The 12,416-nt window shown below is 70.9% G+C and carries 7 protein-coding genes; 3 read left to right on the top strand and 4 right to left on the bottom strand.

Annotated elements, in window-relative coordinates; all coding sequences use genetic code 11:
• The 4 genes from prmC to RHOFW104R8_RS11840 form a co-directional block, all read right to left on the bottom strand.
• The coding region (prmC, locus tag RHOFW104R8_RS11855; RefSeq protein ID WP_068098881.1) for a peptide chain release factor N(5)-glutamine methyltransferase at positions 1-755 on the bottom strand (755 nt) is incomplete at its 3' end.
• Positions 748-4,899 (bottom strand): hypothetical protein, encoded by a 4,152-nt coding sequence (locus RHOFW104R8_RS11850; RefSeq protein ID WP_068094877.1) that lies wholly within the window; start codon positions 4,897-4,899, stop codon positions 748-750. The genes RHOFW104R8_RS11850 and prmC, both read right to left, overlap by 8 nt.
• 210 nt (positions 4,900-5,109) lie before the next feature.
• Positions 5,110-6,183, bottom strand: coding sequence for a hypothetical protein (locus RHOFW104R8_RS17405; protein ID WP_068094881.1), 1,074 nt, complete (start codon positions 6,181-6,183; stop codon positions 5,110-5,112).
• A 123-nt stretch (positions 6,184-6,306) separates the two neighbouring features.
• Positions 6,307-9,009, bottom strand: coding sequence for a M1 family metallopeptidase (locus RHOFW104R8_RS11840; RefSeq protein WP_068094884.1), 2,703 nt, complete (start codon positions 9,007-9,009; stop codon positions 6,307-6,309).
• Positions 9,010-9,308: 299 nt separating this feature from the next.
• On the opposite strand from RHOFW104R8_RS11840, the gene RHOFW104R8_RS11835 reads away from it, so the two are divergent.
• From RHOFW104R8_RS11835 to RHOFW104R8_RS11825, 3 genes are all read left to right on the top strand, one after another.
• On the top strand, positions 9,309-10,271 hold the full coding sequence (locus RHOFW104R8_RS11835) for a LysR substrate-binding domain-containing protein (protein ID WP_068094887.1): 963 nt from the start codon (positions 9,309-9,311) through the stop codon (positions 10,269-10,271).
• A gap of 128 nt (positions 10,272-10,399) precedes the next feature.
• Positions 10,400-10,819: a rubrerythrin family protein gene (locus tag RHOFW104R8_RS11830; RefSeq protein ID WP_068094890.1), complete on the top strand. Its 420-nt coding sequence runs from the start codon at positions 10,400-10,402 to the stop codon at positions 10,817-10,819.
• A 94-nt stretch (positions 10,820-10,913) separates the two neighbouring features.
• Positions 10,914-12,254: a (Fe-S)-binding protein gene (locus RHOFW104R8_RS11825; RefSeq protein ID WP_068094892.1), complete on the top strand. Its 1,341-nt coding sequence runs from the start codon at positions 10,914-10,916 to the stop codon at positions 12,252-12,254.
• The last annotated feature ends 162 nt before the right edge of the window (positions 12,255-12,416 follow it).

The raw sequence follows: 12,416 nt of genomic DNA, 5'->3' as shown, positions 1-12,416 counted from the left end.
CCGGCATCGGCGAGCAGCGCGCGGACGGCGACGCCCTGGTTCCAGCCGTGCTCGAACAGCAGCCAGCCGCCAGCCTCCAGATACGTGCGGGCATCGCGCACGATGCGGCGGATGGCGTCGAGGCCGTCGGCGCCGGAAGCCAACGCCGCGGCCGGTTCGAAGCGCAGGTCGCCCTGCGCGAGGTGCGGGTCGGCGGCTTCGATGTACGGGGGGTTGGAGACGATCAGGTCGAAGCGCTGGCCGGCGAGCGGCGCCAGCCAGTCACCGTGCACGAAGGCGACGTTGCCGATGGCGTGGCGCTGCGCGTTGCGCTGGGCCACGGCGAGCGCTTCCGCGCTGGCATCCGTGGCGACGACGTGCGCGTGCGGGCGTTCGCTGGCAATGGCCAGCGCGATCGCGCCGCTGCCGGTGCCGAGGTCGGCCACGCGGCAGGCGGCGTCGGGTGGCAGGCGCTGCAGCGCCAGCTCCACCAGCAGCTCGGTTTCCGGGCGCGGGATCAGCGTGGCCGGCGTCACCTCCAGGTCCAGCGACCAGAAGCCGCGCCGGCCGGTGAGGTAGGCCACCGGCTCGCCCGCGGCGCGGCGTTCGAGCAGTGCCGAAAAAGCCGTCTGGACGTCCATCCCGGGCACGTCGTCGGCATGCGCGAACAGCCAGCTGCGCGGCTGCCGCAGCACGTGCAGCAGCAGCAGTTCGGCTTCGGCGCGCTCACCGAGCCGTGCGGTGGCGGCAGCCAGCAGGCTTCGGATATCAGGCATGCGGCGGCTCGGTCGTCGAGAGCGGCGGCGGCGTCACGCCCGGCTTCGGCACGCGCTTGCGCCAGTAGCCGCCGCGCGTCCACGCGCCGAACGCCCAGCGCAGCCAGTCGATCAGCGACCACGCCAGCCACAGCGCCCACGCCAGCATGGCCAGCTTGTAGACCCACAACGGGACGCTGAACACGCCGGCGCCCGGCAGCGCACCGGCGCTCTGGTCGGCGAACCAGCGCAGGTTCCACGCATCGGACGCGTTGCCGGCCACGTGCATGTCAGGCAGACCGAGCAAGCCCTTCGGCACCGCGCCGATCAGCACCGCCAGCGCCAGCAGGGTGAGCAGGGCGAGACCCAGCTGCATCAGGTTGAACTTCGTGCTGCCCAGCTGCTCGGACGGCGTGCCGCGCGCACGCAGGCCGAGCAGGATCAGCCAGGCCACCACCAGCGCGTAGGCACTCCACGCGAACGCGGAGAAGCCCAGCCCCAGCAGCAACCAGTGGCGGAAGCGCAACGGCGTGGGCGCCCAGCGCGCCAGCAGCCAGGCGGCGAACAGCAGCACCACCAGCTGCGACCAGTACAGCACCGCCGGCCCGGTGGTCGGCCCCCACGTCCACAGCACCCAGCGATCCTGCGGCAGCTGCAGCGCGAGGTCGATGTTCGCCACCGGCGCGTGCAGCGCGAATAACGGCGTGCGCGTGCGCGCGGCGACGCCGTGCGGCTCGCGCAGGCGCAGCGTGTAGCCGTGTTCGCCCGGCAGCAGCGGCAGGCCGAGCGCGCCGTCGCGCACGGCCAGGTTGACCGGTACGCCGTCGCGGTTCGCGTCCAGCAACTCGGCGCCGGCAGGCAGGCCGATCGCGTGTTCGCCGCCGCGCGTGCTACGCGCGCGCAGGCTCAGCGTGGTCTCGGTGGCGCGCTCGCCGGCGCGGCTGACCACCTGCACGCCATCGAACGCCAGGCTGTCGCCGGCGATCGCCACCGGCTTGCCGAAGGCCAGCTGCAGGCTCTCGCCGGGCAGCGGTTGGTACAGCAGGCCGTCGTCGCTGGCGCTGGTCGGCACGCCCTTCGCGTCCACGTGCCACATCGGCGCGGCGTGGATTTCCCATACCTCGGCACGCTCGCCCAGCGCCGGCGCCTCGAGCGCGAGCGTCGCCGCGTGGTCGAGCCGGCTGCTCCAGCTCACCTCGCCGCTGTTCGCGTTGAAGGTGATGCCGATGCGGCCGTCCTTCACCAGCGCGTCGTCGCCCAGCGGATGCTCGCCCGGCAGCAGCGGCAGCGTGACGCTGAAGCCGCCACCCTGCGGGGCGATCCGCTCGACCGTGTTCTCGACGGTCCAGTCCACGCCCAGCTGCAAGCGGCGGGTCAGCCGCACGTACGGCGGGAAACTCTGCACGGGTGGCAGATCCTTGCCGTCGCTGGCGGTACGCATGCGCCGCAGCGCGATGCTGTCGCCCAGCGGGCGGCCGTCGTCGACCCCGGCCAGCGACCAGCCCTGGCCGCTGAACCCGATGCGCTGCGGGCGCAGCGCGAAGCGCAGGCTGGCGCTGTCCGCCGCGCCGATGCGGTAGCGCAGGCTGATCCGGTGCACGCCGCGATCCAGCCGCAGCAGCAGCTGGTCGCCGCGACGGCCGAGCGGCGCATTGGCACGGCCGTCCACGCCGACGTCGACGAGCTGCAGCGCATCGTCCGCCTGCGGCAGCGGCAACGCGACCGTCGCGCCGACGTGCGCTTCCAGTGCCACGTCGAGCGTGTCGCCGCCGGCCTGCAGTTGCGCCTGCGCCACGGCGGCGCAGGCCGGCACGCATTTCGGCGCCTCGGTGAGCCGGCCGCGCAGCTGGTTCAGCAGTTCCTGGCTGGGCAGGCTCTGCGCATGCACGCCGGCCGGCAGCAACGCGATGGCCAGCAAGGCCGCGCTTGCCGCGCCGCCACTACGCCAGTCGCGCCAGCGACCGCGCAGCGGCGTCAGCAGCAGCGGCACCAGCTTCGCCAGCAGCAGCGCCAGCAACCCCACCATGACCACCCGCAGCAGCCGCACCAGCCACGCCGGCGCGATCACCAGCCGCGTGCCCTGCTCTGCCGTCACTGGACCGGACCAGCCGAGCCGGTAGTCGTTGCCCTGGTCCCAATGCGGCGTGCCGGCGCCGGCCTGGATCACGCTGCGGCTGTCGACGGCACGGCCGACAGCTGGGCCGGCATGCCTCGGCTCCGGAAGACTCGCCGCGGTCACGGCCACCGCACTCAGCGCCGCATTCGATCCGCCGCGCGATACGCCCGGCGCCGAGAGTGCCGTTGAAGCCAGCTCGCCCATCGGAGGAGCCGGCGCAGGCATGGCCTGCTCTTCCACGGCCGGCGACGCCACTTGCTGCTTCATCTTCATCCGCGCATTCGCATAAGCCTCGTCCCGCACTGCCTGCGCGGCATAGCCCGCTGCGACGGCCCGCCCCTGATTTCCCGCTTCGAGCTGCGGATGCAGCGCGTACTGCAGCTGCGTCGCGGCAAACGGCAGGGTCCACAGCACCGCCAGCGCGAAGATCGCCACCGCGGCGGCGCGCGCCGCCGCGCGCAGCCGCCCTTCCGGCAAAGCGCGCAACAGCAGCGCCAGCGCCAGCGTCACGGCCAGCGTCCACAGCGGCGCGCCATGCTCATGCTGGGCCAGCGCCAGATAGCCCGCGGCCAGCAGCGACCACGGCCAGCCGAGCAGGCGCCCGGCCAGCAGCGCGATCAAGGCCACCACGAACAGGTCGAGCAGGCTCCACTGCGCCACCCACGAATCGGGCGAGCGATCCACGCCGGTGGCGCCGAGCAGGCGGTAGCCGTACGGCAGGTGCAAGGTGGCGTCGACGCTTTCCAGCGGCAGCTGCCAGCCGGCGCTGGAAATCTCGCCGCGATGCGTGGACAGGCGCAGGCCGGCGTCCAGGACGAGCTGCTGCTCGCGCAGTTCGACGCCGCTGCGGCCGTCCTCACCCTGGCTGACCAGCAATGGCTCGCCGCCCTGGCTGGCCCGCTGCAGTTGCCACGGCGCCGCCACGTCGAGGCGCTGGTGATGACGCAGTTCGCCGCTGAGGCGGTCGGCCACGCTGAGCCCGCCGCCGTCGAAATCCAGCCACAGCTGGCGCTGCAGGTGCAGCTGGTCGCCCTTGCCGCCCTCGTCGCCGCGCGTGCCTTGCTCGACCGCCAGGCCCGCGCTGTCGTCCAGTACGAACGCCGGCAGCTCGCGCCATTCGCCCGGCACGCCGGCCTGCGCCGCGTCGGTGGCGTGGCCTTCCACCCGGGTGCTGCGCAGCGCGGGATCGTCGGCATAACTCCAGGTCTCCTGCCGCGGCCACGGCGCCGCCGGCAGTTTCAGCGCCACCCTGGCCAGCGGCGCGACGCTGCGCGCCTCCAGCGTGACCGTCCACTGGCCCGGCCGCAGCTGCACGCGCAGCCGGCCGTCGCTCTCCAGCCGTGCGGGCAGCTCGCCGGACAAGGCGGTGGCCATGAAACCCTCCGGCAACACCGGCCCCAGCGACTGCTCGCGGGCACTGCCCGCGACGTTGAACTGCAGCTGCGTCTCCAGCGTGGCCGGCAGGCCGTCGGCCAGGCGCCGATACACGCGCAGCGCCAGCGCATCGGCGGCGCGCTGCGCGGCGGCGGCTTCGCCGAGAGTGAGCTGTTCGCCATTGCGCTCGATGCGTGCCACCGCCGTGCCGTCGACGCTCAACGCGACCAGCCCGATCGTCAAGGGCACGCGCAGCCGCGCCGGGCGCATCGACCACGGCAGCGTGCCGCGCAACTGGTAGTCGCCGGGCGCCAGCCACAGCATCGGCTGGTCGCCCCGCTGCAGCACCGTGGCCGGCTGGTTGTTCGCGCTGACCTGCTGCGGCCAGCTGCGCGCATCGCCGGGCAGCGCCACCCAGCTCGGCGCATCCACGTGCACGTCCAGGCTGAAGCGGCCGCCGTCCTTGCCGGCATCCAGCACCAGGCGGCCGGGCCACGCGCACTGGCGATTGCCGGCGTTCGGCGCCTGGCTGGCGAGGAACGGGCAATCGTGCTGCGGCATGTCATGCAGCACCCAACCCTGCCAGTCGCGCAGCGGCGGAGGAACCTCCTGCGCCGGCAACGGCGCCGCCAGCAGCAACCACAATCCCAACAGTCCGAGTGTCCGGGCAAGCATGCGTCTCTCCCCTGATGCCATGCGGCCGGCACAGTGTAAGTGGAACATCGCAGACGCACAGCCGGGCCTGTTCCGGCAACGGCCACGCTGCCAGCCGGCGGCGGTTACCGCTTCAACGCAGCAGGCGGCACCGGGGGGTTGCGTGTCGATGGCCATGGCGAAGGCATCCGCCTGAATGCTCTCGCCGCTGGCCGGCCGCAGCCGCCGCTCTCACCCCGAAACCGCGAACACGCACTCGTCCGCCCCGCAACTCCGGCAGCAGACGGGAAAGACCGACAACCCGCCCGGCGCGATGGCCGGGCCGAGCAGACCTTCCAGGAGGCCGCCGAAGAAGCTGCAGCCGGAGCGGCCGTGCTGCGCGCACAGCGGGCTGTGCCGTAGGTGTAATTGGCCGCCGCGCCGCTCGACCTCGACAAACGCATGCAGTGCCGGCACGCCGATGGCATCGAGCGCCGCCCCCAGGTCCAGCCCGGTATCCAGCGCATACTCGCGTTCGAACAGCCAGGCGCCGACGCGCTGCCCGGCAAGCTGCAGCGATGCTTCGCGCGCGCCGGCCGCGACGGCGCGATCCAGCGCCAGCAGGCGCGGCAGGATCCGCGGGTACTCGTGCGCCAGGTCGGCCAGCGCCTGCCCGACCGCCGGCGCGTCCGCCTCCAGCGCCAGCAGCTCCACAAATGGCGCGGGCGCGGACTTCGCCGACGTGGGCGCCGGCGGGCGCCGGTAGCTCATCATCAGCTCCTCGAACGATTCCGGCGCCGGCGCCACGGGGACGCTCGGCACGACATCGACGAACACGGGTGCCACGACCACGACCGGCGCCACCGGCTTCGCCGCCGCCGGTGTCGCAACAGGGGCTGCCTCCCGGGTTGCGGCGGGACGAGTACGTGTCGGTGCGGGCTCAGGTACGGATGCTGGCGCAGGCGTGGGCGCCGGTGCGGGCACAGGCGTAGGCACGGACGCCGGTGTCGCTGGCCGAGGCGCCGCCGGAGGGGGCACATAGCTGGCGAGCGGGCGCGAGGCGGCAAAGTGCGGTCGCGATTCGCCTTCCACGAACGGTTCAAGCTCGAAGCTGATGATGCGCTCGTAGCCCTCGAGCGCCGCCTGCAGCTCGCGCCGTTTGCGCGACGGGCCGCACACCACCATGGTCAGCAGGGCGCCGTTCGGATCCTGCACCAGGCGTTGCCGCTGCAGGATGAAACCACATGCGGCGGCCAGCCGGCCGACCTCGACGATCAGGCCTCCCCGTCTCTCCGAGAGTGCCTGGATTTCCAACTCGATCATCATCTCCCCGCATGCGATACCGGCGTTCCGCCGCCCATGCTACGCCGGCCGTATTGCCGAAATGCTGACGCGCCCGGCAAAAAAGCCCCGCCATGGCGGGGCTTTTTGCCGGAGCGGCGAATGCGCTCAGCGCAGGATCGCGGCCGGGTCCTGCTTCGCCTTCAGCGCGCTGCACAGCTGGATCGATTCGCCGGTCTGCGCCAGGCCGCGGCCGATGCCGGCGGCATCCTTCTCGTGGGCTTTGAAGAACGCCTGCAGGCGATCGTACTCGGCGCTGGAGCAACCGCCGCCCGCGGCCATCGACGGCAGGCGGCCGCCGGAGAAGCTGCCGGTGCGCTCCAGGATCTGCTGGTAGTGCGCGGTGAACCACGCCCACATCGCGTCGCGCTGGGCCAGCGTGTCGCGGCTGCCGCGCAGCAGCATGCCCATCTCGCCGACCTTCACCGGCTTGGTCAGCGCGAAGTTGCGCACCTGTTCGGCCAACGCGGGATCTTCCACGCTGGCCAGGCCGCCGAGGATGCCGTTGCGCAGGGCCGCGTCGCTGGTCCTGGGCAGTTCGGCGACCAGCGCGTCGACCGCGCTCTTGCCGCGTTCCTGCACCGCCACGCCCAGCGCGTCGCCGAGCAGGTCGGGATCGGCGGCGGCCAGGTCCAGACGGCCGTCCGCCTTCGGCTTCAGCGCCGCCTCGCCCTGCCTGAGCAAGGCCGCACGCACTTCCGGCAGCTTGAAATCGAACGCCAGCGCGCTGGCCAGGCTGCTGCGCATCAAGGCGTCGTCTTCGGATTCGCCGGCCTTGCGCTGGTAGCCCAGCTGCTCCAGCCGCGGCAGGTAGGCGGCCTTCGCCCACGCGGCCAGCCGCGCGCGCTGGGCGTCGGTGACGGCGATGCGCTGATAGAGCCCGCCGACCATGCCCAGCGGCGCGAGGGCCACTTCGCGGATCTTCGAGCCGGTCAGCGGCTGCAGCGCGGCCAGCACCTGGCCCGCGTCGAGGTCGCCATGGCGGAAGCTGGCGTTGATCGCGTCGGCGTAGGCGAGCTGCTCGGCGTCGCCGAGCTTGCCGATCTGCTTGACCAGGCTGTCCAGCCCGGCCTGGTCGAGGCTGAAGCGGTAGTAGCCGCTGGCGTTCGCGTTCGGCATCACCCAGGTCGGCGTGCTGGCGCCGGGCAGTTCCATCGCGCCGGTGGCCTGGTCGAGCATCTCGCAGGCGACCTTGCTGGACGGTGCTCCATCTTTGCCGTTGGCGGCCACTCCGTAGCGCACGCACACCGGCACGCCCCAGATGCGCTGCGGGTCGCCGCCGCTGCCGACCAGCAGGTAGCGGCTCTGGCTCAGCTGCAGCACGGTCTTGCCGTCCTTCTGCTCAAGCCGGGTCGCCACGTACGGCACGCCGGACTGGTCGAGGAAGCTCTTGAACGCGTGCTTGAACGCGTCGCCCTTGCCGGCCGCGGCGGCGATCGCCGAGACCAGGTCGTCGGCGGTGGCGTTGCCGAACTTCTGCTTCTGGATGTAGGCGCGCATGCCCTTCTGGTAGATGGGCTCGCCGACATAGCTCTCGAACATGCCGATGACGCTGGCGCCCTTCTGGTAGGTGATGCCGTCGAACGCGGTCATGATGTCGCCGTTGCCGGTGATCGGCTGGCGGATGCTGCGCGCGCTGGTGAGGCTGTCGTTGCTCATCGCGCCCTGCGCGCCGCGTACGCGGTCGAGGTCGGCGCGGTATTCCGGGTGCACCTGCATGGTGACTTTCTGCTGCATCCAGGTGGCGAAGGCCTCGTTGAGCCAGATGTCGTTCCACCACTCGGTGGTGACCGTGTCGCCGGTCCACTGGTGGGCCAGCTCGTGCGCGTTGACGTTGAACGAGCCGCGCACGTTGCGCGCCGGCGAATCCTTGTCGAGCAGCAGCAGCCAGTCGCGGAAGGTGACCAGGCCCGGGTTCTCCATCGCGCCGGCCTCGAAGTCCGGCGCCGCCAGCAGGTCGAGCTTGTCGAACGGATAGCCGAAGCCGTAGTAGTTCTCCAGCGCATGGATGATGCTCGGCGTCTCGCCCAGCACGTGTTCCATGCGGTGGCCCTCGCCCTTGGCCGCGATGCCGCGCAGCTTGAGCGGCTTGGCGCGGTACGCGTCGGGCGAGATGTCCGGGCCGTCGACGATGTCCCACGGGCCCACCGCGAACGCGACCAGGTAGGTGGGCAGCGGCAGCGTCTGCGCGAAGGTCACGGTCTTCCAGCCCCTGCCGGCCGGCTGCTCCTTCACCTGGCGCGTGTTCGCCACCACGTTCTCGTGCTCGGGCACGGTGATGGCGATGTCGAACGGGGTCTTGAAGCCCGGCTCGTCGAAGCCCGGGAAGGCGAAGCGCGCGCTGATCGGCTCCATCTGCGTCATCGCGTACGGCTGGCCCTTGGCGGTGACCTTGTACAGGCCCTGCAACTGCTGGTTGAGCGGCGCGGTGTAGTCGAGCTTCAGGGTCAGCTGCTGCGGCTTCAGGCCACCGCCGAAATCCACCCGCGCCACGCCGGCCTTCGGATCCACGGCGACGTACTTGCCGGCGTGCGTCTTGCCGGCGGCGTCGGTGATGGTCACCTTCGACACCTTCAGCCCGGCGCCGTCCAGCCACAGGTGGTCGGAGGCCTGGGTCAGCTTCAGCTTGATCGTGGTGGTGCCGGAGAAATCGGCTTGCGCGGGATCGACCTTGAACGCGAGCTGGTAGGACTGCGGCACCGCCCAGCCCGGCAACCGACCCTGCGGTGCCTGGTCGGCGGTGGCGGCGAACGCGGCGCCGCAGCAGGCGGCCAGTGCGGTAAGCAGAAGCGGACGGGCGAGACGGCGCATGAGGATCTTCTCTGGCGGTGGGGAAACCTTCACGCTAGGGCCGCCATGACCTGGGCCCCAGTGCCAGAAGGCATGGCGGCCGCCAGGGGGAGATCCGGAAAAAAAAGCGGCGGCAAGGCAAGCCTTGTCGCCGGTTTGGGGAAACCCGCGCGTCTGCGGGGGAGCAGGAGGGGGGAACTCCGACGCGCGGGGTGCTGCGGGCAGAACGTGTGCGCAGGATAGGTCCCGCACTTGCATCGTTCCAATTGATTGTTACCATCCCGGCCATAGCGTATGTCTATTGCCAGCCCGGACCAGCCATGAACCTGCGCGACCTCCAATACCTGGTGGCCCTCGCCGAGCACCGGCATTTCGGCCGCGCCGCCGAGGCCTGCTTCGTCAGCCAGCCCACCCTGTCCACCCAGATCAAGAAGCTGGAGGATGAACTGGGCGTGCCGCTGGTCGAGCGCACGCCGCGCAAGGTGCTGCTGACCGAGGTCGGCCGCGACATCGCCGCGCGTGCGCGCGACGTGCTCAACGAGATCGAGCAGATCCGCGGCGTGGCCCGGCGCACGCTGGACCCCGAGTCCGGCACCGTGCGCCTGGGCATCTTCCCCACGCTGGGCCCGTACCTGCTGCCGCATGCGCTGCCGCTGGTGCGCCAGGCGTTCCCCAGGCTGGAACTGTTGCTGGTCGAGGAAAAGACCGAGGCGGTGCTGCGCATGCTGCGCGAGGGCAAGCTCGACGCCGGCATCCTCGCGCTGCCGCTGCACGAGGACAGCCTGCACACCGAATTCCTGTTCGAGGAACCGTTCCTGCTGGCGGTGTCGGACGCGCACCCGCTGGCGCACAAGCAGGGCCAGCTGAAGCTGGGCGACCTGTCCAACCAGAACCTGCTGCTGCTGGAAGACGGCCATTGCCTGCGCGACCAGGCGCTGGAGGTCTGCCACCTGGCGGGTGCGGGCGAACACAGCGGCTTCCGCGCCACCAGCCTGGAAACGTTGCGGCAGATGGTGGCGGCGAACGTGGGCATCACCCTGCTGCCGGTCACCGCGGTGAAGCCGCCGGTGGCGCCGGTGGAGAACCTGCACCTGATCGAATTCAGGGGCCACCCGCCGAGCCGGCGCATCGCCATGGTCTGGCGCAAGAGTTCGGCCATGGACGGGTTCCTGCAACGGCTGGCGGACGTGTTCCGGCAACTGCCGGCGGACCTGCTCGACGCCCATACGGCGGCCACCGCGCCGGCCGCGCCGCCGGCACCGCGCAAGGCCGCCCGCCGATAGCCGCAAGCTATCCATGCGATCTAGACAATCAATTTCATCGCGCGCCTGCCGGGCGCTAGGCTCGGCCGGTCAGGCCGTCAAGACCGCAAGGCACAAACCCTCCCAGCCCAACGCCACGAGGTGATGTCATGAGCAACTTGAAAGGATCCCGCACTGAGCAGAACCTGAAGGACGCCTTCGCCGGCGAGTCGATGGCCAACCGCCGCTACCTCTACTTCGCCGCCAAGGCCGACGTCGAGGGCTACAACGATGTTTCCGCGGTGTTCCGCTCCACCGCCGAAGGCGAGACCGGCCACGCCCACGGCCACCTGGAATACCTCGAAGCGGTGGGCGACCCCGCCACCGGCCTGCCGTTCGGCGGCACCCAGCTGAACCTGAAGAGCGCCATCGCCGGCGAGACCCACGAGTACACCGACATGTACCCGGGCATGGCCAAGGCCGCGCGCGAGGAAGGCTTCGGCGAGATCGCCGACTGGTTCGAGACGCTGGCCAAGGCCGAGCGATCGCACGCGAACCGCTTCACCAAGGCGCTGGGCGAACTGGGCTGAGGAAATGGCGCCCAAGTTCGTCATCCCCGCGAAGGCGGGGATGACGGCGCTCGGGCAAGTCCTATCCATGGCCCAAACCGCCGGGGAGACGCCGATGGACCCCATCCACGAAACGCGTGAAGGCAACCTCGATGCGCCGACCCGCCATCCGCTGGGCCAGCACGACCCGGCCTTCTGGGACGCCGCGGCGCTGGAAGCGGAGATGGAGCGCGTGTTCAACATCTGCCACGGCTGCCGCCGCTGCGTCAGCCTGTGCCACGCCTTCCCCACCCTGTTCGACCTGGTCGACGCCTCCGCGACGATGGAGGTCGACAGCGTCGACAAGGCCGACTATCCGAAGGTCACCGAGCAGTGCTACCTGTGCGACCTGTGCTACCAGACCAAGTGCCCGTACACGCCGCCGCACCCGTGGAACGTGGATTTCCCGCACCTGATGCTGCGCGCCAAGGCGGTGGCGTTCGAGCGTGACGGCGCGCCGTTGTCGTCGAAGATCCTGTCCAGCACGCGCACCGTGGGCAAGCTCGCCTCGATCCCGGTGGTGGTGCAGGTGATCAACGCCGCCAACCGCAACCCGGCCGCGCGCCAGCTGCTGGAAAAGACCATGGGCGTCGACGCGAAGGCACGCGTGCCCGAGTACTACGCACCCACCGCGCGCAAGCGCCTGCGCGACCTCGACGGCCGGGGCGAGGCGGTGCCCGCGGGCCGCACCCGCGGCAAGCTCGCGCTGTTCGCCACCTGCTACTGCGACCACTCCGCGCCCGGCGTGGTCGAGGATCTCGCCGCCGTGCTGGCGCACAACGCGATCCCGACCCGGCTGGTCGAGCAGGAAAGCTGCTGCGGCATGCCCAAGCTGGAACTGGGCGACCTGAAGACGGTGACGAAGTACAAGGAGCGCAACATCCCGGTGCTGGCGAAGATGGCGCGCGAAGGCTGGGACTTCACCGCGGCGATTCCCTCCTGCGTGCTGATGTTCAAGCAGGAGCTGCCGCTGATGTTTCCCGACGATGCCGACGTCGCGCTGGTGCGCGAGCGCTTCTTCGATCCGTTCGAATACCTCGCCGAGCGCCACAAGGCCGGCCTGTTGCAGACCGACTTCAAGCAGTCGCTGGGCAAGGTCGCCTGGCAGGTGCCGTGCCACCAGCGCGTGCAGAAGATCGGCCCGAAGACGCGCGAGATCCTGCAACTGGTGCCGGACACCGAAGTCGTCACCATCGAGCGCTGCTCCGGCCACGACGGCACCTACGGCGTGAAGCACAAGACCTATGCGCTCTCACGCAAGCTGGCGAAACCGGTGGAGAATCGCGTCGAGCAAGCCAACCCCGACCACTTCACCAGCGACTGCCCGATGGCCGGCGGCCACATCGCCCACGGCCTCGGCGACAAGCCCGCGGCGGAGCATCCGCTGAGCCTGCTGCGCAAGGCCTACGGCATTTGAATGGAGGCCAAGGGAAGTGAGCGACTCGCGTAGGGTGGGCATTGCCCGCCGCTCTGGCCCCACTTTACCGGCAGCGGATCGAAAGGCCGGCGGGCGATGCCCGCCCTTGTATTCTGATTTTGCCCGAGTCGCGCTTGGGCAAAAGGGTGTCCGGATGCCGTG

This window comes from Rhodanobacter sp. FW104-R8, from assembly GCF_001617365.1.
In the GTDB taxonomy this organism is placed as follows: Bacteria; Pseudomonadota; Gammaproteobacteria; order Xanthomonadales; family Rhodanobacteraceae; genus Rhodanobacter.
Note: the sequence above shows the minus strand (reverse complement) of the source record. Positions and strands in the feature narration are given on the sequence as shown.